General features: G+C 52.7%; 14 protein-coding genes. 11 read left to right on the forward strand and 3 right to left on the reverse strand.

Translation table 11 applies throughout. The annotated features are described in order from the left end of the window. Positions 1-26 precede the first annotated feature (26 nt). The 7 genes from dnaB to pbpC all read left to right on the forward strand — a co-directional run bounded on the left by dnaB (position 27) and on the right by pbpC (position 14068). Positions 27-1409, forward strand: coding sequence for a replicative DNA helicase (dnaB, locus tag B2U47_RS16725; RefSeq protein ID WP_296680589.1), 1383 nt, complete (start codon positions 27-29; stop codon positions 1407-1409). Between the two features lie 26 nt (positions 1410-1435). Beyond that, positions 1436-2509, forward strand: coding sequence for an alanine racemase (gene alr / locus B2U47_RS16730; RefSeq protein ID WP_296680587.1), 1074 nt, complete (start codon positions 1436-1438; stop codon positions 2507-2509). Between the two features lie 94 nt (positions 2510-2603). Continuing rightward, entirely contained in the window at positions 2604-3566 is a 963-nt protein-coding gene (locus B2U47_RS16735; protein ID WP_296680584.1) for a hypothetical protein, read from the forward strand. Between the two features lie 86 nt (positions 3567-3652). After that, on the forward strand, positions 3653-5125 hold the full coding sequence (locus tag B2U47_RS16740; RefSeq protein WP_296680582.1) for an ATP-binding protein: 1473 nt from the start codon (positions 3653-3655) through the stop codon (positions 5123-5125). Then, entirely contained in the window at positions 5122-5841 is a 720-nt protein-coding gene (locus B2U47_RS16745; RefSeq protein WP_296680579.1) for a response regulator, read from the forward strand. The genes B2U47_RS16740 and B2U47_RS16745 overlap by 4 nt, the downstream gene beginning before the upstream one ends. Before the next feature lie 69 nt (positions 5842-5910). After that, complete coding sequence (locus B2U47_RS16750) at positions 5911-11649, forward strand: alpha-2-macroglobulin family protein (protein WP_296680578.1); 5739 nt, start codon at positions 5911-5913, stop codon at positions 11647-11649. Between the two features lie 112 nt (positions 11650-11761). Then, entirely contained in the window at positions 11762-14068 is a 2307-nt protein-coding gene (pbpC, locus tag B2U47_RS16755; protein WP_296680940.1) for a penicillin-binding protein 1C, read from the forward strand. A gap of 42 nt (positions 14069-14110) precedes the next feature. Here pbpC and B2U47_RS16760 read toward each other — a convergent pair whose 3' ends face one another. After that, complete coding sequence (locus tag B2U47_RS16760) at positions 14111-14659, reverse strand: hypothetical protein (protein WP_296680574.1); 549 nt, start codon at positions 14657-14659, stop codon at positions 14111-14113. 253 nt (positions 14660-14912) lie between these two features. On the opposite strand from B2U47_RS16760, the gene B2U47_RS16765 reads away from it, so the two are divergent. From B2U47_RS16765 to B2U47_RS16780, 4 genes are all read left to right on the forward strand, one after another. Then, positions 14913-15854: a hypothetical protein gene (locus tag B2U47_RS16765; RefSeq protein ID WP_296680571.1), complete on the forward strand. Its 942-nt coding sequence runs from the start codon at positions 14913-14915 to the stop codon at positions 15852-15854. Positions 15855-16454: 600 nt separating this feature from the next. Continuing rightward, positions 16455-18026: an apolipoprotein N-acyltransferase gene (gene lnt / locus B2U47_RS16770; RefSeq protein ID WP_296680568.1), complete on the forward strand. Its 1572-nt coding sequence runs from the start codon at positions 16455-16457 to the stop codon at positions 18024-18026. Between the two features lie 43 nt (positions 18027-18069). Then, complete coding sequence (locus tag B2U47_RS16775; protein ID WP_296680566.1) at positions 18070-18684, forward strand: response regulator; 615 nt, start codon at positions 18070-18072, stop codon at positions 18682-18684. Beyond that, positions 18685-20454, forward strand: a complete 1770-nt coding sequence (locus B2U47_RS16780; protein WP_296680563.1) for a hybrid sensor histidine kinase/response regulator — start codon at positions 18685-18687, stop codon at positions 20452-20454. Positions 20455-20493: 39 nt separating this feature from the next. On the opposite strand, the gene B2U47_RS16785 is transcribed toward B2U47_RS16780, so the two are convergent. Together B2U47_RS16785 and B2U47_RS16790 are read right to left on the reverse strand one after the other, a co-directional pair. Continuing rightward, a complete protein-coding gene (locus B2U47_RS16785) occupies positions 20494-24276 on the reverse strand; it encodes an ImpA family metalloprotease (protein ID WP_296680558.1) in 3783 nt (1260 codons plus the stop codon). Positions 24277-24306: 30 nt separating this feature from the next. Beyond that, on the reverse strand, positions 24307-24976 hold a 670-nt coding region (locus B2U47_RS16790; protein ID WP_296680556.1), incomplete at its 5' end, for a choice-of-anchor U domain-containing protein.

Here is a 24976-nt window from a genome sequence, read left to right on the forward strand (position 1 = left end):
CGGCTGAGTTTCGTTAGAATGCTCACATGGCAGACTCATACGAATCCCTCAAAATCCCCCCCCATTCCATCGAAGCCGAGCAATCCGTGTTGGGCGGCTTGTTGCTGAGCGGGTTGGCACGCGACAGTACCGCCTGGGACACCATCGCCGACAAGGTGGTGGAAAGCGATTTCTATCGGCAGGATCACCGTCTGATTTTCCGCGCCATTGCTGACCTTGCTGAAGACAGCAAGCCGCTGGATCTGGTCACGGTGTCGGAATGGCTGAAACAACGTGGCGAACTGGAAAATGCCGGTGGTTTTGCCTATCTTGCAACCATGGCAAAAGACACCCCCAGTGCCGCCAATATCCGTGCCTATGCAGAAATCGTGCGGGAAAAATCCATCCTGCGCCAGTTGATCAGCGTTGGTACGGGTATCGCCGACTCCGCTTTCACCGCCCAAGGTCGCCCCAGCAAGGAATTGCTGGATGAAGCAGAGCAAAAAGTTTTCAGAATTGCCGAACAAGGTGCACGTCAGGGGCAGGTTTTCAAGCCACTCAAAAAACTGCTGAAAACCACCTTGGAACACATTGAGGAACTCAGCAAGCTCAACAGCACCATTACCGGCGTTTCCACCGGCTATACCGATCTGGACGAAATGACTTCCGGCTTGCAGAAAGGCGATCTAGTGATTGTCGCCGGGCGGCCATCCATGGGCAAAACCACCTTTTCGATGAACATCGCCGAATACGCTGCTGCCCACAAGAAGCTGCCAACCGCTGTTTTCAGCATGGAGATGCCCGCCGAACAACTGGTGTTGCGTTTGCTGTCATCCATGGGCAGGGTTGACCAGCACAAGGTGCGTACCGGCAAGCTGACCGATGAGGACTGGCCCCGCATCGCCACCGCCGTGAAAATTTTCTCTGAAGTTCCCATGTTCATTGATGACAGCCCGGCGCTGTCGCCTACGGAAGTCCGTGCTCGCGCCCGCCGCCTGATGCGTGAACACGGGCAACTCGGCCTGATTGTGTTGGACTACCTGCAACTGATGCAGGTCGGCGGTGGTTCTGATAACCGTACTGCTGAAATTTCTGAAATTTCCCGCTCCCTGAAATCGCTGGCAAAAGAACTGGCTTGCCCCGTCATTGCCCTTTCCCAGCTCAACCGCAGTCTGGAACAGCGCCCCAACAAGCGCCCGGTAATGTCGGATTTACGTGAATCGGGCGCGATCGAACAGGATGCTGACGTAATCATGTTCGTCTACCGCGATGAAGTCTACAACCCCGAATCCCCCGACAAAGGTACGGCAGAAATCATCATTGCCAAGCAGCGTAATGGCCCTATTGGCACATGCCGCCTCACGTTCCTCGGCAAATACACCCGTTTCGAGAATTTTACCCCGGACATTTACACACCGGGATTTGAATAAATGGCGCAACCCGCTACACTGCCCGCATGAAACGATCAGCCCGCGCCATCATTGACTCTTCCGCCCTGCGGCATAACCTTGCCCGTTGCCGCGAGGTTGCGCCCAACAGTCTGGCAATGACCGTCATCAAGGCCAATGCTTACGGGCACAACATGCTCAAAACGGCAGAAACCCTCAGTCATGCTAATGGTTTTGCCGTTTCCTGCATTCAGGAAGCAATGGAGTTACGTCAGGCGCGATTCATCCACCCGATTCTGGTATTGCAAGGTTTCAACAGCCTGCAAACCCTGAAAGCGGCTGCGGAACACCGTCTGCGTGTGGTAATCCACGACCGTTACCAACTTGACCTGCTGGACAGCGCCCCCGCATCCATCAAGGTGGATGCAGCCCTCAAGCTGGATACCGGAATGCACCGTCTCGGCTTGCCCATCGAACAGGCCAGCAACCTGTTTGAACAGCTCAGCAAGCATTCCAACATCAAGCCCACCCCCTGGCTGATGACCCACATGGCCTGCGCGGATGAACCGGAAAATCCCCACACGCAGCAACAGCTTGAGCGCTTTGCCAAATACACCGCAGGGTTACAGGCTCCCCGCAGCATTGGCAATTCCGCCAGTATCCTTGGCTGGCCACAAACCCACGTCAACTGGGTACGCCCCGGCATCATGCTGTATGGCTCCTCCCCTTTCGTCAATGGCAATCACAAAGGAGATGACCTGCAACCGGTCATGACCCTGACAGCCCCTATCATTGCCATCCACACCATTGCCAAAGGTGAAAGCATCGGCTACGGCGCAAGCTGGACATGTGCGGAAGACACCCGTACCGGCGTGGTGGCGATCGGCTATGCTGACGGTTATCCACGCCATGCCCCCAGTGGCACACCTGTGTGGATTAACGGTAAGGAAACCCGTATCCTCGGGCGCGTCTCTATGGACATGATCGTGATCGACCTGACCACAGTTGAAGCTCGCATCGGCGATCAGGTGGAACTGTGGGGCAAACATTTATCCGTTGACCGTATCGCCAAAGCAGCAGGAACTATCAGTTACGAGTTGCTGTGCAATGCAGGCAACCTCTGCCAACACGAATACCAATAACACATAAAATTTTTTACACTTTGACTGGAAATTGCTCAAATTTTTGCTACCCTCTTCTTCTGGCGCAACAAGTTTGAGTAATGGACGGTAAAAAATGGCAAAGAGAGAATCAGTCAAGCTGCTAAGCAGGCAGGAGCGACTGGCAAGGGCATTGGCAGCATTGACCATGGGTGTTGGTGGTATCCTGATCGCAGTGGCATTCATTGTCCAGCCATCCACAGCCCCCAAAGAAGCCTCTTCTACCCCTGCATCGGCAGACAAACAGGCTGAACCAAAACAAGAGCAAGCACTCGCACCAGCATTGCCCGCACCCACAGAACCAAAACCGGCGGCTGCAACACCACCTGCCGTTACCACAACACAAACCGAACAAACCACACCAGTAGTAACCACTACTGTTACAGATACAAAGCCACCAACTGAGCCTGCTGCCACTGTGGCAGAGAGCAAACCCGAACCCCAAAAACCGGCTGAAAACAAACCCGCTGAAAAACCTGCCGAGCCTGCTGTCACCCTGGCAGAAGCCAAACCCGAACCCCAAAAACCGGCTGAAAACAAACCCGCTGAAAAACCTGCCGAACCTGCTGTCACCCTGGCAGAGGCCAAACCCGAACCCCAAAAACCGGCTGAAAACAAACCCGCTGAGAAACCTGCCGAGCCTGCTGTCACTGTGACAGAGAGCAAACCCGAACCCCAAAAACCGGCTGAAAACAAACCCGCTGAAAAACCTGCCGAACCTGCTGCCACCGTAGCAGAGGCCAAACCAGAACCCCAGAAACCTGAGCAAGAAGAAAGTTCGTCAGGGGGCGGCTGGATTTATGCAGGCCAGTTTGTGGACGGACAATGGCTGGAACGCGGCTTGGTTATCGACAATGAATTGCCTGCCAGTGGCAAACGTTACGCACTCAATTGGGGAGCCAATGTACGTTCCACCCCACCCGGCAAAGACACATCCCTAAGCAAAACAGTCAGTTATCTCCCGCAAGGTCAGCAAGTAGAAATCGAGCAAGTCAAAAGGTCAGGTAACAAAGGACATGTTTGGCTAAAAATTAAATAACCCCCCAGCAGTGAAAATGACGCATGATTGGCAGTCTTGCATTACACTGGCAACCAAAGCCAGTGTAGGGTGTCCAATCAAACGTTATGATCGTCAGTATCCGCACAAAACTGTTTGTTGCCATTTTTTTAGCCTGCCTACTCACCATCGGTGGGCTGGCGGCGCTGGTGCAGTTTAATTTCAAACGCAGTTTTCTCGACTACCTGAACGAGCAGGAAAACCGTTCCCTGACACAACTGGGAGCACAACTGCTGGATCTGTATGAAGCCAAGGGTAACTGGCAGGAACTGGAAAACAATCCCCGGCTGTGGAATACCTTGCTGCACTCTGCCGTGCGTAGCAGCCTGTTTCCTGCCAATGGCGATGATGCGGAAAGGCCACCACCACCTCCTCCGCCACCCCACGAGCGGGAAATGGGCGGCTTACCATCGCCTAGGGCGCATTTCGCGCAACGCATTGAGCGCTTCAGCGGGCGGATAGTCCTGCTGGATGCCAACCGCAACCCCATCAAGGGTACACTACGCCCTGAAGTGCCTGAAAACCTGCACGAACTGGTTTCCAACGGCAAGATCATCGGCTATCTGGGGATGCATCGCCGCCAACGCCTGACAGAAAAAGTCGATGTGGAATTTGCCGACCGCCTGCAATACAGCCTGTGGCTGATCGGCCTGCTGGCCTTGCCGGTAACAGGTATCCTTGCATTCCTGCTCGCCCGTCATCTGAGCACGCCCATCCAGACATTGCGTAACGGAACCCGCCAGCTCACCGACGGCAATTACCAACTGCGCATGAAACCGCAAGGGCGCGACGAGCTTGCCCTGCTGACCCGTGATTTCAACCAGTTGGCAGAACGCCTGCAACAAAACGAAGCATCCCGCAAACAGTGGATTGCCGATATTGCCCATGAGTTACGCACTCCATTGGCTATCTTGCGCGGTGAAATCGAAGCCTTGCAGGACGGCATCAACCAGCCGGATGCCAGTACCTTTGCCTCCCTGCATCAGGAAGTCAGTCACCTGCAACGGCTGGTCAGCGATTTGTATGACCTATCCATGTCCGATAGCGGCGCACTCAGTTACCGCAAGGAACGGCTCGACATCATCGCCTTGCTGCGCGAAACCCTGACCTTGCACAGCACCCAGTTGCAGGAACAAAACCTGCAAACCGACACCCTTGGCATCAGCCAGACACCGGTCTGGATACAAGGCGACCCGCAACGCCTGCAACAACTGTTCAAGAACCTACTGGAAAACAGCCTGCGTTACACCGACAAACCGGGGCAATTGCGCATTTCCACCAGCCTGACCACCACGGGTATCGCCATACTGTTCAACGATTCACCTCCAGGTGTGCCGGATGAAGCCCTGCCGCACCTGTTTGAACGGCTTTTCCGGGTAGAAGCATCCCGCAACCGGGCAACCGGCGGTGCAGGCATTGGTCTGAGCATCTGCCGTAATATCGTGGCTGCGCATGACGGCAGCATCAGTGCTACCCATTCCAGCCTTGGTGGGTTGGAAATCCGCCTGTATTTCCCGCTGGAACAGGGTAAAACAGCATGACAGAACGCATCCTGATCGTCGAAGACGAACCCAAAATCGCCGACCTGTTGCAAAAATACCTGCACAATGCCAGCTACCAGACCCACTGGCTCAACAGCGGCATCGGTGTCAGCGCATGGGTACGGGAACAAAACCCCGACCTGATCCTGCTGGATCTGATGTTACCGGGCAAAGACGGGCTGGAAATCTGCAAGGAAATCCGCCAGTTCTCCCACGTTCCCATCATCATGCTGACTGCGCGGGTAGAAGAAATTGACCGTTTGCTGGGGCTTGAACTCGGTGCCGACGATTACATTTGCAAGCCTTTCAGCCCGCGTGAAGTGGTTGCCCGCATCAAGGCAACCCTGCGCCGGGTACAGGCATTCTGTGTACCGCCACAATCACCACCACCTGCACCCAACACGCTGTTAGAACTTGACCGTGACCGGCTGGTCGTCCGCTCAGGCTCGCACGAAACTAGCCTGACGCTGGTGGAATTTGAACTGCTGGCTGCCTTGCAACAGCATCCGGGGCGAATTTTCGGGCGTGACCAGCTCATGTCCAGGGTCTATACCGACAACCGCATCGTTTCCGACCGCACCATTGATAGCCACATCAAGAAACTGCGCAAGAAACTGGCAGAAATTCTACCGAATCAGGATCTGATCCATTCCGTTTACTCAGTTGGCTACAAGTTCGAGTCTGATAACAAAAACTTTGTTACGGTTATCCAGTAAAACAAACTCAGACGCGATAATTCTGTCTAAAATAGACTGATAACCACCTTCACACATCCGGGGATTATTATGACAACACACCCACCCCTCTTGCGCACGTTGCTCCTGCTGCTGCTAACCTCCGGCAGCATGATGATTTCCGGCTGCGGCGATGCCGACAAACCCGCCAGCGCCACCACGGACACCACTGTTGCAGGCAAACCGGATGCTGTTACCCAAGACCGCAATCGTTTGCTTACCGAACTGTTCAGTGTACGCCCACCCAGCATCCAGCCACGCAACAAGCCACTAACGCTGGCCTTCCGCCAGGCCGCAATTAGCGACGACAAGGTGGGCAGCAACGCAGATGCTTACCTGCAACTCTCGCCCCGTGTTGCGGGCAAAGCGCGTTTCGACACCACTAGCAGTATCGTGTTTACCCCCGATGCACCACTGGCGTCCGGGCAAGCCTACACCCTGACGGTAAAACCGGACGGATTGCTCAATATCCCCGCCAATACCCCGGCGCTGGATTTCGCCTTCAAAACCGCCGCACTGGAAGTCGATGTGCAATTCCAGGGGTTAGACCCGGTAGCCGACCAGCCCACGCAAATGCAACTGGAAGGCAAGGTGTTCACCTCCGACTACGTTGCACCGGATGTGGTGGAAAAAATCCTGCAAGCCACCGCACAGCAAAAGCCGCAACGCATCGGCTGGGAACACAATGACGCAGGCACGGAACACCGTTTCATGGTGGTCAATATCCCACGCGAAACCTTCGGCACGGATTTGCACCTGACGTGGGATGCCAAAGCCCTCAACGCGCAAGGCGACAACCTAAGCGGCACGCGCGATTTCAAAATCCCCAGCCAAGCCACTTTCAGCGTCACCCGCATTGATGCCCTGAGCGAAAACGCCGATGGCAAACCGCACGTCAGCATCAGTTTTTCCGACGCCCTCGACACCCAGCAAGACCTGAAAGGCTTGGTGCAACTAGGCAGCGGCGAAGTCACCACCCAAATCGTCGGCAACCGCCTGCTGGTCTACCCCACCGGTGAACTGGAACCCGGCGAACACAAACTGATCCTGCAACCCGGCATCAAGGCCACCTCTGCCGCATTGGGCAAACTGGCGGAACGCAGCGAGCAAGCCATTACTCTGGGCGCACCCAAGCCCGCCGTGCGTTTTGTCGGCAAAGGCAGCATCCTGCCCGAAGGCCAAAGCATGACCATCCCGCTGGAAGCCCGCGCCGTCAATGCCGTGCAAATCACCGCGCTGGAAGTGTTCCCGGAAAACATCGAACAGTTCCTGCAAGTCAATGGGCTGGATGGCGACCGCGAAATGGAGCGCGTTGGGCGTAATGTCTGGCGCAAAACCATTCCGCTGACCGCTGCCAACCCCAACCAGTGGAACCGTTACAGCATTGATGCCACCGAACTGTTCAAAGCCAAACCCGGCTCCATGTACCGGCTGCAACTGGCGGTTGACCGGCGTTTTTCTACCTATCCCTGCCCTGCCGGAACACCCGCCCCGCAAATCAGCGACAAACCGCTGAGCAGCGCGGAAGATGACGACGGCAATGAAACCAGCGGTTGGGATGGCATCGAAGAATACAGCCTCGCAACGGAAGATTACGACTGGGACAAACGCAATGACCCGTGCGATGACAGCTATTTCCACAACAGTTCCGACGTGGAAGCCGCGCACAACTTCGTTTCCAGCAATCTTGGCCTGATCGCCAAACAGGATGGCAGCGGCAAGGTACATGTGATTGCCACCGACCTGCGCACGGCAGAAGCCGCAGCGGGTGTCAGCCTGACCCTGCGCAATTTCCAGGGACAAACCCTGACCACTGCCACCACTGGCGGCGATGGCTTTGCGGAACTCGCCAGCCCCAATACCCCATTCCTGCTGGTGGCAGACAAAGGCACAGACCGCGCCTACCTCAAGCTCAATGCCAATACCACGCTGGAAACCAGCCAGTTTGATGTCGGCGGCGAAACCGTCAAACAGGGCCTGAAAGGCGTGATCTACGGCGAACGTGGCGTGTGGCGACCCGGCGATGACATTTTCCTCACCTTCGTGCTGCAAGACCGTGCCAAAACCTTGCCAGCCAACCATCCGGTCACACTGCAACTGTTTGACCCGACGGGCAAACTCAAACAAACCGTCACCAGCAAACAACCTACTGGGCCGTTTTATACCTTCAAGCTAAAAACGGCGGAAACTGACCCGACCGGCGACTGGCTGGTGAAAGCCGCGCTAGGCAGCAGCACGTTCGACAAGACCCTAAAAATCGAAACCGTGCGCCCCAACCGCCTGAAAGTGGAACTGGGTTACGGTGATGCCAAAGCCTTGCACGGCTATCAGGATTTGCCCGAAGCCACCCTGTTTGCGCAATGGCTGCACGGCGGCACTGCCAGCGGACTCAAAGCCGATGTCAGCGTCAAACTGCGCGAGAAAACCACCGTGTTTACCCGTTTCAACGATTACGCCTTCGATGACCCGACCCGCAAGCTCGACAGCAGCGAACAGCAATTGCTGGAAGGTTATCTGGACGGGCAAGGCTATCTGCGTTTTACGAAAAACTTCCAGCCGGAAAAACCCGCTGCCGGGATGCTGAGCGCGTGGTTCACCAGCCGCGTGCATGAAGCAGGCGGCGGTTTCAGCATCAGCAAGCAAGACATCGATTATTACCCCTTCCAAAATTACGTCGGGATCAAACTGCCCAAAGGCGATGCCGAACGCGACATGCTGCTCACCGACCAGGAACATACGGTTGACATCGCCAGCGTGAATGCCGACGGGCAGGAAGTTTCCCTACCGCAGGTCGAAGTCACCCTCTACAAAATCGACTGGAAATGGTGGTGGGACAAAACCCCCGACTCGCTGGCTGAATACGCCGACGCCAGCCACAGCAGCAAATTGCAGCAATCCATCGTCAGCACCACCAACGGCAAGGGCGAATGGAAATTCCAGATCAAATACCCGGAATGGGGACGTTACCTGATCCGCGCCTGCGACTTGCAGGGCAAACATTGCACCGGCAAAACCCTGTACGTCGACTGGCCCGGTTGGGCAGGCCGTGCTCAGGAAGATGGCAGCGGTGCAGCGGCAATGTTACGTTTCAGCAGCGACAAAACCAGCTATCAGGTCGGCGAAACCGCGCAAATCCAGTTGCCGGAAGCGCAAGCCGGACGCGCACTGTTTACTGTCGAAACCAGCAGCCAGATTCTGGAACAACGCTGGATCGAATTTAACGGTCAGCGTACCCAGATTCCGCTGCCGATTACTGCCGCCATGGCGCCGAACGCCTACGTCAGCGTGACCTTGTTGCAAGCGCACCAGAACAAGCAGAATGATCGCCCGATCCGCCTGTACGGCATCATTCCGTTGCTGGTGGAAGACCCTGCAACCAGGTTGCAACCCGTGCTGAAAGCCGCCGAAGAATGGCAGCCGCAAACCACCCAAACCTTCAGCATTAGCGAACAAGCCGGGCGGGCAATGGATTACACCCTCGCCGTAGTGGATGAAGGCTTGCTCGGCCTGACCCGATTTGAAGCCCCCGACCTGCACAAAGCTTTCTACCGCAAGGAAGCGTTAGGGGTCAAAACCTGGGATTTGTTCGACAGCGTAATCGGTGCATACAGCGGCAATCTGGAACGCATTCTGGCGATTGGTGGCGGCGACGAAGCGCAAATCGACGATGCCGCCAACAAGCCGAAACGCTTCCCGCCGGTGGTACGCTTCCTCGGCGCGTTCCATCTGGATGCGGGGCAAACCCGCGAACACAGCGTCGAATTGCCGTCGTACCTCGGTGCGGTACGCATCATGGCGGTGGCTTCCGACGGTACGGCTTACGGCAAGGCGGAACAGCCGGTGTTCGTGCGCCAGCCGCTGATGATGCTGTCATCGCTGCCACGCACGCTGAAAGTCGGCGAAAAGGTGGAAGTGCCGATTACGCTGTTCGTTTCCGACCCTGCGATCAAATCCGTGCAGGTCAAGATGGAAGCGGATAGTGCGTTCTCCACTGCCGCCCCGGCTCTGACCGTACCGATTAGCGGCACGGGCGAAAAAGTGGTGACACTGTTCCTCAAAGCGGGCGACAAACCCATGCCAGGCAAGCTGAAATTCACCGCCACCAGCGGCAAATACACCAGCAGCCACGAGGAAAACCTGCAAATTCAAGCCCCCAACCTGCCAAGCCTGCGCACGACCAGCACCACGCTGGAACCGAAAGCCGACTGGCAAGCCACCATTACCCCGCATGGCATGACAGGCACAAACCAGAGCACACTGGAACTTTCCAGCCTGCCGAATTTGCACCTGACCCAGCATCTGGATTATCTGGTCAACTACCCACACGGCTGTCTGGAACAAACCACCTCATCAGTGTTCCCGCAGTTGTACCTGCCGAAACTGCTCAAGCTCGACCCGGAACGGCAGCAACAGGTAGAACACCATATCAAGCGGGCGATTGCCAAACTGGCGGACTTCCAGAGCAGCAATGGCAACCTGATGTACTGGCCGGGTTCGACCGAAGCCAATGACTGGGCGAGCATTTACGCCGGGCATTTCCTCACCGAAGCGCAGAAACAAGGCTACAACGTACCGTTGGGGCTGCTGACTGCATGGCAGGCATTCCAGGTGAAACAGGCGCAAGACTGGGTAGCCAGTGACAAGGCAGACACCAGTTCCACCCAAGCCTATCGCCTGTACGTGCTGGCAGTGGCGGGCAAACCGCAACTGGGGGCAATGAACCGCCTGCGTGAATCCGGCAAAGCCAATGCACAAGCCCGCTGGCTGCTGGGCGCTGCGTATTTGCTGGCAGGGCAAGCGGAAGCCGCGCAGCAAACCACCCAGGGTCTGGTTGCCACCGAACTGAATACGCCGACTTCGGAGGACACCTTCAGCCAGAAACTGGGGCAACTCGGCCTGCAACTGGAATCCTTATTGGCGCTCAACAAGGTGCAGGATGCGGATCTGGTCGTGCAACAAATTGCCACCGAACTGGGCAGTGGCACGGCTTACAACACCCACGACATCAGTTGGGCGTTGCTGTCGGTGGCGCATTACCTCAGCAGCAGCCAACAACCGCTGGCGGTGCAATACACCATCGACCAAGGCACGGCTACCCCGCTGAACAGCACCCAACCACTGGTCAGCCAGTTGCTGAGTGCACAAGATGCCGCGTTCCAGCTTGCCCTGCACAACAACGGCGACCGCAAGCTCTACGCCAGCGTCAGCCAGCGCGGGATTGCCCCGGCAGGCAATGAACAGGCCATCGCGGAAGGTTTAACCCTGCAAGCCGAATTGCTCGACAAGCAAGGTACACAGGTGTGGAACAGCGACACCGATCTGGCAGGTTCCGCCTTGCCATTGCAGCAAGGGCAGGATTACGCACTGAATGTCACCGTCACCAACACCAGCGAAGCAGCACTGACAAATATTGCCCTGTCCACGCTGATCCCGTCGGGTGCAGAAATTGGCACAGCGGATACACCTGCACCTGCCGCAACGCCAGCCAACAATACGGAAGGTGAGGGTGAGGCGGAAGCACCTCCTGCCGCAACGCCAGCCGCAACCACGCCTGCCAACAACGGCATTACCCATCAGGATGTGCGCGACGACCGCGTATTGAGCTATTTCAATCTGGCGGCAGGTGAAAGCAAAACCGTCAAGATCAAGCTCAATGCCGCGTTCCTTGGCGAATACTATTTCCCTGCCATTAGCAGTGAAGCCATGTACCAGCCGAATATCCGCGCACGCACGGCGGGTTTGCAGGTGAAGATTGGGAAGGTGGTGCCTGTTGCACCCCTCACCCCCTAACCCCCTCTCCCTCAAGGGGCGAGGGGGAATAAGATGTCTCACTCTCTTAGCCCCTCTCCCCTTGAGGGAGAGGGGTTGGGGTGAGGGGTTTCTTCGAGTTCTGGTTCTGCTGGTGTTAGCCGCTACCTTCCTCTGGTGGTATTTCTTCAGCCTCCCCGCCACGCTGTTCACTGCTGCCCATTCGCACCTGCTGTTAGACCGTAATGGCAGGTTGCTTAGCGCCCACATTGCCGCCGATGGGCAATGGCGTTTCCCCGAACTCGAAAGCGTACCGGAGAAATTCGCCACGGCTTTAATCCAGTTTGAGGACAAGCGTTTTCGTACCCACAGCGGCGTGGATTTACTCGCCCTTGCGCGTGCCACTTACGACAATATGCGTGAACGGCGTGTGGTCAGTGGTGCGAGCACCTTGAGTATGCAAGTGATTCGCCTGTCACGCGGCAACCCGCCCCGCACCCTGCACGAAAAAGCGCTGGAACTATTGCGGGCATGGCGATTGGAAACCACTTACAGCAAGGATGACATCCTCAAACTGTACGCCAGCCACGCCCCGTTTGGCGGCAATGTGGTCGGTCTGGAAGCTGCCGCGTGGCGTTACTTTGCCCGTAGCCCCGCACAATTATCGTGGGCGGAAAGTGCCATGCTGGCGGTATTGCCCAACAACCCGGCACTGGTGCATCTGGGGCGTAACCGCGAACGCTTGCTCACCAAACGCAACCGCCTGCTGGAACGCCTTTACCAGCAACAAATACTGTCCAAGCTGGATTATGAGCTGGCGATTGCCGAACCGTTGCCAGAAACGCCCCACCCGTTGCCACGCCTTGCCCCGCATTTGCTGGACACACTCGCCACCCAACAGCCGCAGGGCGAACGTTTCCGCACCACGCTGGATGTGGAGTTGCAGCAACGCATCAATACGCTGGCGCAGCGCACGGGTGAACAACTAGTGTTGGAGGGCATTCAAAACCTTGCGGTGTTGGTGCTGGATAATCACACGTTTGAAGTCATGGCGTATGTGGGCAACCGCCCTGTGCAGGATTTCGGCGCGGATCAGGGGCACGCGATTGACATGATCCAGCGTCCGCGCAGTACCGGAAGTACCCTCAAGCCGCTGCTGTTTGCCGATGCGATTGAGCAAGGCTTGATTGTGCCGGATTCCTTGCTGGCGGATGTGCCCGTCAATTACAGCGGCTTTACCCCGCAAAACTACAACCGCCATTACCACGGTGCGGTCAGTGCGCGGGAAGCATTGGCACGTTCGTTGAACATTCCGCTGGTGAATTTGCTCAGCTTGCGCGGGGTCGAACCGTTCCTGCTGCAATTGCGCCAACTGGGGTTTAGCCATGTGCAACGTTCGGCGCGGGATTACGGTTTAAGCCTGATTCTGGGTGGCGCGGAAGCCTCGTTGTGGGACTTGACGGTGGCTTATGCCAACCTTGCCCACCGCGCCCAGCAGGATGCGCAACACCAGCAAACCTACTGGCAACGCGGCAGAATGCTGCTCACCGACACCGCCGCCAGCAGCCGCATTGCCACCCTTTCCACCGCCGCCGCGTGGATGACGCTGGATGCGCTGCTGGAAGTTGCCCGCCCCGGTGACGAAGGCTACTGGGAAAAATTCAGCAGCAGCCGCAAAGTCGCGTGGAAAACAGGCACAAGCTACGGGCAACGCGACGCATGGGCCATCGGCACAACCCCTGATTACACCGTCGGCGTGTGGGTAGGCAATGCCGATGGTGTGGGGCGGGCGGGTTTAACCGGAACGCAAAGTGCCGCACCAATTCTCTTCAATACTTTCAGCTTGTTACCGCCGAATCGTGGTTGGTTTCAACGCCCAGACTGGCAAATGGGCAAAGTAGACATTTGCCGCGACGACGGCTATTTAAGCAATAGTGCGTGCACCACCAAAACCGTTCACATTCCGTTGAGTAGCCACTTTGCGCGGATTACACCCTACCACCAGCGTGTGCATCTGGACGCATCAGGGCAATACCGCGTCAGTAGCGATTGCGAAAGTGTCGCCAATCTCCAAACCCGCGACTGGTTCGTACTGCCACCCGATCAGGCGGAGTATTACCAGCAATTCCATGCCGATTACCAACCATTACCACCGTGGCGAGCCGACTGCCAAAACAGCGACGCACCACAACAGGAAGCGGTCAGCATTGTCTACCCACAGGACAATATCCAGATTTATTTACCGCGCGAACTCGACGGCAAGCTGGGTGAAACCGTGTTTCGTGCCGTGCCACAACGCGCCGAAACCTTGCTGTATTGGCATCTCGACAACCAGTTTTTAGGCACGACGCAAACCTTCCACCAACAAGCGGTGCAACCGGCGGCTGGCAAGCATCATCTGGTGGTGGTGGACGAAATCGGCAATCGGGCAGAACGCACGTTTGAAGTGCTGGAAAAATGATCCACCACCATCACAGTTGACCTGTGATAAGACCCTTGCTGATTACCCACCACTGCCTGCCACTTTACAGGGCTTGCTGGCAGCCACATCAGCCAGTTTCCGCGCCTGCTCATTGGCATCTTTGCCAGGCTTGACCACATCAGTCACACAGACTTCATTCGGGGTAATTTTGCTGACAGTCAGGTAGGAAGTGGTTTTTTCCGGCTTGTCAGGGTCTTCACTCACGTTGTAGCGCACGATCAGGGCAAGGGGGTTGATCTTGTTGCCATCCTTGCTGACCCGCCATTCTGCCTTTTCGCCCAGAGCAGAAAAGCCGCTGGAGACAGTTGACCACAATTCCAGCGGGAAATCACGGCCTTTGGGGTCAATCACATTGATGGTCTGGCGCAGATCATCTTCCGCCCAGTCAAGCATATAGCCTGCGACACCAGGGCAACGGCCTTTGCCACCGTAGTCGCCACTTTCTGTATCCTTACATGCCTTACCGCTCAAGTCGGTATACATACTGTCTATTTTGCTGGAAGCAGCCCCCACGGGCACTGCCAACCCCAGCATAGCCAGAAACATGGCTGTCTTTGGTAACATGTTCATCAATAAGCTCCTTCGCAAGTAACACGTGACCAACATAGCACAATCCTTGCTAAAAATTACAGCTTATAAACCCAGATAACCTCATCATGGTGAAAAGCCAGTAATAACAGTTTGTTTTTCATACACAACACTAGCAGTGAATAGTTTTAGCCCAACATAACCAAAGTTATATTTACATAGCAATAATAAAATCTATACTCACTTCATGAAATGAAAATATAAATCTCCCATGACTTGCGAGGGATTTCTTATCATGAAAAATACAAATGTTTTTGTTTTTTCCAGTTTACTTATATTGGGTGGGTGTTTTGGTGGCTCTGGTGGTGGCAATGGTTTGTCTGTTGCTTTATCAGCAGAAAATGCCGCCACTGCTGCCCAGCTTTCTATGGCAGCACCAAAAGCAGTATCCGGTTTATTGGAAGGCATGATCGAAGATGTGCCTGATGATGTATTCACCGATATTGAAGCCCGGACAGCAAATCGAGAGGCAGGTATTGCAACAGCAATGGCTCCAACCCGTGAAGAGGAGGCTTGCAGCCACGGCGGTAAAGTGATTGTGGAAGAAAATGATACAACATTCACCATTATCTTGGAAAACTGTACAGAAACAGAAAGTGTGCCAGCCACAGATAGTACTCCCGCTTATTCTTCAACTGACATCAGTAATGGTTCAATTACGTTTTCTGACAGCACTATGGATGGTTACCCGGATGCTGAAAAGGTGACTATTACTTTAAGTGAATCTTTTACAGACAGCACAGGCAAAGAGGAAAACTCCGCTGAAAATGGTTCATTTTTTACAGGTTATAGTGATACGGGATATGCTATTAAGAACATGAATATCAACACCCATTACTGGGGAAAAGAATCATCAAGCAGTCCCGCTTACGATTATACCATTGCGGCGCAAGATTTTAGTGTGTTGGTTGATGGCACAACTGACCAGCAAACCTTTAGTGGGATCGTGACAGCGACAGGAATGGATGAAGCTGGAGATGCGCTATTGGGTGGTTCATTCCGCATTGATACCATTACCCCCATTAATAATGACCAAACTCAAGGTGAGTACAAAATCACAGGAGCAGGTAATACTACTGTTGTTACGCGCCTTGACCCGGCAGGTATTTATGTGGAAGTCAACGGGGCATCTGCTGAGTTCCATGCTTGGTCTGATATTGGCGACTATTTTGATTGAGGTGTGTGATGTTTTATAAAAATACATGTAAAAGAAGTGTGTTAGTTGGAGAGAATTTTCTCAGACAATATATCGCAATCAGTCTCCCAGCTATCTTGCTTTCCCTTATATCTCCCACCACTGTGATGGCTGGCGGCAAGTATGAGAGCAGCAGCGATTCTCGATTCTTTTATAGTTTGTGTACGCAACAGATCGATAATCTTAGACGGGGTGGCAGTGCTTCTATCAGTGATGCGTTTAGTTATAGTTTGGGTGAGTGCTTGTTATTTGCCCGGAATCAAACTAGGCGATTGGTATTGAACTACACCAATTGTGACTTGCTGGAAGTGGCTGCCGCAGAGTCATGCCGTGACTTTTGGGGGTTTATGGGAAATGACCATAAAGGGTGTATTAATGAGCGTAGCAACTTGGTGGGAAGGAATCCAGCTTGGGTCAATACTTTCGGGTACTGCCATACCGCTTGCCCAAGTGTAAATCTCCCGATTCCAGATCAGCCACCCTTCAATACTCCTCCGTGTGGTTTAAAGGTTATTCCTCCTAATCTTGAAAACAACCCAAACAGGTATTAATCCGACGATCTCTTTATTTTCACAGTAAAACATGATTGTAGTGACTGGTATCAGGTCATGGAAATGGATGCGGTATCCGCTGTTAGCGGCACTGCTTTATGGCTTGTCGTTCCCCTCATGGGAAGGTATTGATCTGTTCCCCTTAGCGTGGGTTTGCTTGCTGCCTCTGTTGTTACCACCGATGATTGCCCTTCCTTTCTGGCGTTACAACGGTATTGCGTTACTGTTTGGGGTGTTAGGTAGCCTGGTTGCAGGTCATTGGACATTGGGGCACAGCCTTGGGTTTGGGATACTGGCAATCCTTTGGCACGGGTTGATCGTTGCCCCGCCGTTGTGGTTATTCCGTTGGGTGGTGGGTTTTGCCGGATACCAAAGGGCTTTGTGGTGCTTGCCTTTTGCGTGGACGGGGTGGGAATGGTTGGCTGCAAATTACCAACCGTTTTTCTGGGGGGCATTGGGGGCAACACAAGCTAACCAAACGTGGTTGGTGCAGTTTGTGGACATTACCGGAGTATGGGGTGTCAGTTTCTGGTTGGTGGCATTGAATGCGCTATTGGCTTACCTGTGGAGTCGTCGCATTGCTTACGGTAACAGAAAATCGCTGCTCTTGGGTTTGTTGGTTGTACTGTTTTTCTTGCTGCCACCGACTTTATATGGGCAATGGCGGGTACAGACCCTAACCCTGCAAACCACAGGAACACTACGCCTGACCCTGTTACAACCGGATGCAACAGAAGCAGAAGGACTGAAAACCCTTACAGATCAAATGCATGATTTGGACAAAACCCAGACGGATTTGGTGGTTTGGCCTGAATCCATTTTTTCGACCATGCCATTCCATGATCCTGGTTTTGGAGCAAACATTCGGCGGTGGGACGTGCCTGTGATGATGGTGTTCATTGCCACCCAATCCAATATGCACCGTCCGGGCTTTGTGGATGCTTACGGTGCGGCACTCATTATCGACCAGACCGTCTTGGAGCGAATAGTGAAAGGACCAATCTTGAGCTTATTAGAGCCTCATTACCGTAAGCAGCGACTTGTCCCTCACACGGAATTGCAGCTTGTGCCGGATTGGGCAGTGTGGCGTTGGCCGTGGTTGCAAGATTATTTACCCGCCCGAATGTTACATGCGGACAAAAGTAGCGCACCGTTGCGCTTCACCACAGCGGACGGGCGGCAGCACCGTTTTTCTCCGTTAATTTGTTATGAAGTGGTGTTTCCCCATTTAGCGGCATACGCGGTGCGGGATGGTGCGGAAACCTTGTTCGTACTGGCGAATGACCTGCATTTTGGGAAAACTGAAAGCTGGCAAGCGGCATCCTTTGCCCGGTTACGTGCTATTGAGACCCGTCGTCCGCTGGTGCGTACCAGTACGAGTGGGGTCGTCGGTGTGATTGATGCACTGGGAAAATGGCAGATGCGAGACAATAGCCGGATGGCAGGGGCGTTTCCTGTGCTGTTGACTGGTGTCAGTGCACCATTGACATGGTATGTGCAATGGATCGATTTTCTGCCAAAAATATGTCTTGGGGTGGTTTTGTTGTTATTAAGTGTAGTTAGCCTGCAAAAGATTCGATGGAAAACGTCAACGGTTTCATAGAAACTGCGGATTCGACACCCGATATTTTAACGGAGGTACAAGTGTGCTTAAGTTGCTGATTGCAGATGACCATTTGTTGTTTATGGAAGGGTTGGCATTGGTGCTGCGAGACCGTTTTCCGAATTGTATCATCCATCAAGCAAGCCATTTACCAGAGGTAAAACAGCAACTACGTGATCACACCCCTTTTGATTTGCTGTTGCTTGACCGCACAATGCCGGGAGTGGATAACTTGCAACACTTGCAAGCCTTTTGGGACATCGCGCCCGATTTACGAATTGCTGTGATTTCTGCAACGGATGCTCCCCATTATATCCAAGAGGCATTAAGTCTGGGCGTCGTTGGTTTTATTTCCAAAGCATCTACACCTGATAGCATGGTAATGGCAATCCAGCACATTTTACAGGGGGGCATTTACATCCCCGAGTTACCAAATGGTGTTCACGGCAAGGTATCAGACCAAGCATTATTACCCCCACGCTTGCTGGAGATTCTGACACTGGCTGCCAATGGCTCTTCCAACAAACAAATTGCCGCATCGTTGGCGATTACCGAAGGAACAGTCAAACAGCAATTTCATACAATATTGAAAACATTAGATGCTTATAACCGTACTCAAGCTATCCAGAAAGCACGCTTACTGGGTCTGGTATCCTGAATGTTGCCGGGACACGCATTTTTTGCAAGACACGAGCTTTCCAGTGAAGCATTACTCAATGAGCGTATTCGGCTAGAGCGAATACAAACGAGTATTGGTGCAGTTGCTGCCACCATCATGGCAAGCGTTGTTTATTCAACATATCCGGCTGGTTATATTCCAGACCATGTAGTCAGACTGTGGTTTGCCTTTCAGTATTTTTTATGCATTGCCTGGTTTTCATTTTTGGGAGCATACCATTATAAAGCAGATGTACTGCGTCAATTCTGGTCTTATGCCGCTACTATAGCCAGTGTATTATATGGTTTATCCTGGGGTATTGGCTGGGTATTATTTGCAGAAAACAGTAATCAAATAAACCATGCCGTATTATATATTGTCATTTGCGCGGGTGTTGTCAGTGGTGGTTTCTTTGCAACTGCTTTTTACTTCCCATCCATGCTTGCCTTTACGATTTCATCCATTACGCCAATTACTGTAAATGCACTCATGAATGGCAGCTCTTTACATCCATGGCTGAGTGGTTCGATTATTGTTTACGCGCTGACATTTTTTGGGTTTGCTTTAAACTTGCATTTCTTTTTGCTGGACTCCCTAATACGGCGTGAGCGTGAAATTACTTTATCCCGGCGACTAGAAGAAGAAAAAAAACAAACCGAACTGGCACATCAAGAGAAAAACCGTTTCTTGGCAGCGGCTAGCCACGATTTGCGCCAACCATTACAAGCCATTCATTTTTTTCAGTATGCGTTGGAAAAACAACTACCGATTGATCAGGAGTGGAGTGTATTCAAAAAAATGCAGGAGTCCACCCAATCATTGACAGAGTTACTGGATGCATTGCTGGATATTTCCAAACTGGATGCCGGTGGAACCGAGGTCAAATGTCAGCCTTTATTTTTGCACGATTTGTTGTACCAGGTATATCAACGTTATTTTTCGTTGGCTGCCAATGCAGGTATTGATTTGGATTACGTACCTGTACGCCTCTGGGTCAACTCCGACCCCAAACTGCTGGAGCGGATCATACAAAATCTGGTGGTTAATGCCATTAAACACATGGGCAAACAGGGGCGGATTGTCTTGGGCGCACGGCGGTGTGCAGGCAAGATCAGGGTTGAAGTGCATGACAACGGGGTGGGAATTCCATTATCCGCCCAATCTGCCATTTTCAAAGAGTTTTATCAGCTTAACAACCCGGAACGTAACCGCGACAAAGGATTGGGTTTGGGACTTTCCATTGTCAAACGGCTCGCAGGTTTATTGGGACATGAGGTAAGGCTGGTGTCGCAGGAGGGGCGAGGCTGCGTGTTTTCCCTTACATTGCCACTCGCATCAAAACCAATGTTTCCGACGATAGTTAGTCATCAGACAGACACCACATCTGCAATACCAATACACGGACAGGTTCTACTGGTGGAAGATGATAAAACAGTGCTGGATGCCCTGGTTTTATTATTTCACTTGTGGGGTTATTCCACCATAACGGCTGAAACACTGGATGCTGCCACGATTTTTCGAAAGTACCCAGACATTCTCATGATTATCAGTGATTATCAGCTACAGGAGAACTGTAACGGCTTACAACTTATCCAGCAATTACGTTTACTTAGCGACCGGGAAATTCCCGCAATTCTGATTACAGGGAACACATCACCGGATTTACTGCAAGTCATTACCCAAGCGGGGGTTGCTGTCAGTTACAAGCCTATTAATCCCCGAATGTTGCGAAGACTGGCAGAAAGCATGATGCGGGTTTCCCCTGTTTAAGGGGAAACCGTATTTGTTCGACAGCTTGCATCGAACCCGTTAACGGAAACTATCCCCAATCAAACGCGGCTGTAGCCTAGACAATGGCCATGCCTGATTACCATCAACTGGCAAAAAACTCCCGTCAAACCCTTCACCCTTACAATAACCATTTGGACTAGTGATAAAGAAACGGCGTTCCGCAGCAGCATGGTTAAACGCCACTACTTGGTCATTAGCCTTGGTACTGAAAGCCTGCCCCCACATCGCGAAATAATCACGGAAATCCATCCCCGTCACTTTTGAGACCGCAATTACCATCCAATCGTTATTGTTGATGGCATCCGCTTCCGCTTTGGAATAGTTGGCGAAGCCCAAACTGGTTTTTTTCGCATCCCAAGTAGTGGTGTTACTTCTTGCCCGCTCAAATTCACGCTCCAAAATATGCAAACGCGCCAGCAAATGCCAACCATCAGTCAATGCACCTTGATGTTCTGCGGTCATCATCATCTGAATCGTCATACTGGCAGCACGTGACCAGTTATCAGTCACTGCATCCCAGTAATTGGTTTTCAAATAAGTCATAGGATTTGCTTGCCCAACGCTGGCTTGCAAAGCAACGAATGCATCATAGAAGGGTAGTGACTGACACTCAGGATTACCCCCTGTAGTTTTGTAATACTGGGTCTTACTGTAATAGGAATACGGGTTGGTGGAAGCGTGGTAATTCCAACCATCCAACCGGAAGCGCCCTTTTTCCAAGCCATGCCCCAGTTCATGAATATCGCCATGACCTACGGGGCTGAATGCCCAATACGCATCATACGGGTTGCCGGAACAGCCATAGCCGCAGGTTGCCTGATCCGCATTCATGTGCTTGACCAAATCCAGATTGTCAATGGTGTAGCCGTTGGTAGTGGCGAAATCGTGAATTTCAGGCACAACATCAATCCCTGGCCCTTTGAATCCCGCCAATACATGCGGGAAGTTGTGGGTGTAACGCATGGTCGCTGCCGCAAAACCTTCCAGCGTCCCACCCCAGCGTGAATCGCTGGCTGATTCACGCATTTTTTCCAGGGTGGAATGTATTTCAAAGGCAGGCGTTACAAACTCCGCCCAATCGTATTCACCGGCTGCCAGTTTTGCACTGAAAGTTGCATTATCGCTGCTATCATCCCAAAACGGGTGTTCACCCACTTGTTCAAAGGTAAAACTGACCGCCTGGTCATTGGTATTGAATGCTATCTGAATCGGGCCACCATACGGCGAGGTTAACGTAATGGTTTCACCTGATTTGATAGGCACAGCAGCCGACTGTAAAAACTTAGGACGACTGTAACCCCAAGCCTCAAACTCGTGCGTTGAACCGGAACGCAAACTATTGATAAATATCTTAGTTGTCGTACTGCTATTATCATTACGGGTTACGCGCACTGTTTTCCCCGGCAAGGCATACACTCCCGCTGCACGGAAGTTTTGGCGACTGGTCATGTTGACGGTTTTGGTGATGGGCGCGATATGACTGAAATCACTACGACTGAAATTACCCATATCCGGCTGCAACGGGTTTAGCGTGCGGTAGTTATAAACCGCGTGGTCGGCATACAAGGCTTGCAGGAAAGCATTAGGATCACTGCCATTCTTATCCATCGGGAACTGCACGGTTTGACGGTAACTATCCCCCAATAATGCCAATAACTTCTGGAAACGGAAGCCATCCCCTGCAAACAGGTTCATTTTACTGGTATCAAACGCGCCCATCATGGAACGTACCGCCTCCGCCCCTTGCTGAAACTCCGTACTTAATCCAACAACCGCCGAACAGTTTCCCTCATTACAAACGCTCCAATCGAAAGCGTAATCCCGTGCTTTCAGGTGTTGCAGTAAGGTATTGATGGAGCGAATCTCGGCTGGGATTGCAGGCAACGATTGCCTTACATCAAAAGCGGTCAGTTTCAACTTCTTCCAATAATTATCCCAGTGATAAGTCACATTAAACAAAGGAAATAAAGTGCTGCCCAAATCGGTGAGATCACCATCCAAGTGCAAATACAGCACGGGAATGCCTCTCGCCATCGCTGTATTGACCGCTGCGGCAATCGCTGAGGGGGCACTATTCGTATTCATCTGTTGGGAAATAACCAGAAGATCAGGTGTCGTACCGCTCGTCAAACAAGTTGCCAACGCTGCATCATCACAACTGTCTGCTGCGTTATAACGCACTTGCCCCGTGTAATACTGGTCTAACCATGCTCGAACGGCTCTTTCATCTGGGAAATAATAGCTGTCATCCATATGAGCAATCACCACATTGAAGGGAGCAGACTTCAAATTGGCTCGTGCTGTCAGCCAAGACAGGCTATTTTCCATAAACTGCTGCATTTGGGCATTGATGGACGTATTGTCGCGGTAATAGTTACGCAACGGATTGCCACCCAATACCATATAACGCGAACCGCGTTCACCAATAATGCCGATTTCTTTTTGATACGTAGTGTAACCATCAGCCGCACTATTCGTCATCAACACAGGAACGTTCATACCGTAAGTCGACAATAACAGTGAAGCATCATGGGTAGGATTCCAAGCAAGTGCAGTCAAACTTGTGCCGTCTGTTTTCGCTGTGCCATCTGGATTCAAGTTGAACAGTTGGTTTTTTGCTGACTGTAACAAACTTTGATTACTGACAACGGTTTCCAACGCAGCATCCAGCAACTCTTCCGTCGTGGCAACGCGGGCATCCCCAGTACGCAAAGCGTCCTCCACTGAGGAACTGGCAGTAACAACAACGGTCACAGGCACACTAGCACTGTTGACACCATCGCTAGCGGTTGCTGTGAGGTTGTAAGTTGCGCCCGCCTGCAACGCCGCATTCACGGTAATCTGACCTTGAGCGTCAATCGCAAACGGCACTGATGCACCCGTCAGCGTATAACGAATATCATCCCACTGATAATCAACGGCTTTCACCTTGCCAACCATTTGCCCGATCGGTGCCCGATGCGTCAATTGGAAGTTGTACGCTGACAGATCAAATACTGGAATAGCGGAGGATTGACCATACACTTCGACTTCCGTCATGTGCAAACATTGGTCAGTGGCGGCTTTCACCACGAGGTATGTTCCCGATTTCACAGGACTTAAAGTAAGCGTTTGCGTCATCGCGCTGGTCAACGGACTACCAATCACATCTGCATCATTTAACGCACCACCACTGTAAACCGCACTCCTGAGATAAACCTTCGCACCACTCAAGCGGCTGGTTTGCCCCGAACGATTACCAATCACGACCCGACTCACCGTTGTATTATCAGGGAGCTTGACCTGCCACCAGTTATTCGTCGTGTCGCAGGTCGTGTGATTAAAAGTGGTAGTGCTACCATCAATCGCCAACTCTGCTTGGGACGTGTTGACGTAATCCTTTCCCTGAGTCGCCACACCAAAAGCTTGTGCTAAATTAATCGGCGTCACCACAATGTTGAAGGCGGGGAGACTAACAACACTCGATTTACCGTCTGTAACGCTAATGACAATACCACTGGTTTTAGTACCAGAAGCCGTTGGCGTACCTGTCAATCGCCCGCTTGCTGTGTCAAAAGATGCCCATGCGGGTTTGTTGGCAATGCTGAACGTGAGCGTATCGCCGTCAATATCGCTGACGGTCGGGGTAAAGCTGTAAGCAGTGCCAACATCCACGCTAGTGATGGGCGTACCGTTCACCGTCGGGGCATGGTTACTGTTCCCATCGTCCCCGCTACTGCTACTTGAACTTCCACCACCACCGCCACCACAACCCACCAAGCCCAGCAGCAATGTCACTATTGTCCAAAATCGCATACTCATTAGCACTCCCCACACACAAAAATGCACCTCTTACCAATACATGCCCCTTTGGTTTCGGTAACGCAATACATAAATCATCAAGGCAAACAGTAGCCATGCTAACGATACAGACCCACCGCCGCCACCGCTACCCGCTGTGGTAGTTGTTGTATTATTGGCGGGTTCGGCAATAGCTACAGGGTCTTTAATCTGACCGTTGACAACACCATCGTCATCACCCAGGCCACCATCCGTTAGCGTCAGGGTTACTTGATTGCCGTTGATAACGGCATTGGGGAAAAGTTGGTAGCCCCCCGTACTGCTAATTTTGTAGACCTTACTGCCGGTAGGTATCGTCGAGGCAAAAGTAATTGTGACTGTAATGGTTCCACCGTTAGGCACACCCACAACCGTGTATTCAATTGCACCCTTTGGAAACTGGTAGTTGGATTCGTCTGGTTTACCTGTACTGGGCAAAGTAGACGCAGAAACAATCTCGATATTTTGGAATGCATGGTTTGTTTCTAGGGTAACAGGGTTGCCCTGTTGATCGTCCGGCGTTGCAACATTAGGATTATTGGGGGCTTGGTCATCCGCATCCTTAACGCCATCGTTATCTGAGTCTGTACCTCCACCAGAGGCATCATTGATGAAGCTGGCAATTACGCTGCAACCAGCTACTACCGCATTGGTGGTAAAGGTGTTACCGCTCAATGTTCCG

The organism is Thiothrix sp. UBA5583, from assembly GCA_002425225.1.
Classification (GTDB): Bacteria; Pseudomonadota; Gammaproteobacteria; order Thiotrichales; family Thiotrichaceae; genus Thiothrix; species Thiothrix moscowensis.

Excerpts from the sequence above, each read along its gene's own strand:
- dnaB (WP_296680589.1), top strand. The coding sequence starts at position 27 with ATGGCAGACTCATACGAATCCCTCAAAATCCCCCCCCATTCCATCGAA.
- alr (WP_296680587.1), top strand. The coding sequence starts at position 1,436 with ATGAAACGATCAGCCCGCGCCATCATTGACTCTTCCGCCCTGCGGCAT.
- B2U47_RS16735 (WP_296680584.1), top strand. The coding sequence starts at position 2,604 with ATGGCAAAGAGAGAATCAGTCAAGCTGCTAAGCAGGCAGGAGCGACTG.
- B2U47_RS16740 (WP_296680582.1), top strand. The coding sequence starts at position 3,653 with ATGATCGTCAGTATCCGCACAAAACTGTTTGTTGCCATTTTTTTAGCC.
- B2U47_RS16745 (WP_296680579.1), top strand. The coding sequence starts at position 5,122 with ATGACAGAACGCATCCTGATCGTCGAAGACGAACCCAAAATCGCCGAC.
- B2U47_RS16750 (WP_296680578.1), top strand. The coding sequence starts at position 5,911 with ATGACAACACACCCACCCCTCTTGCGCACGTTGCTCCTGCTGCTGCTA.
- B2U47_RS16760 (WP_296680574.1), bottom strand. The coding sequence starts at position 14,659 with ATGAACATGTTACCAAAGACAGCCATGTTTCTGGCTATGCTGGGGTTG.
- B2U47_RS16765 (WP_296680571.1), top strand. The coding sequence starts at position 14,913 with ATGAAAAATACAAATGTTTTTGTTTTTTCCAGTTTACTTATATTGGGT.
- lnt (WP_296680568.1), top strand. The coding sequence starts at position 16,455 with ATGATTGTAGTGACTGGTATCAGGTCATGGAAATGGATGCGGTATCCG.
- B2U47_RS16780 (WP_296680563.1), top strand. The coding sequence starts at position 18,685 with ATGTTGCCGGGACACGCATTTTTTGCAAGACACGAGCTTTCCAGTGAA.
- B2U47_RS16785 (WP_296680558.1), bottom strand. The coding sequence starts at position 24,276 with ATGAGTATGCGATTTTGGACAATAGTGACATTGCTGCTGGGCTTGGTG.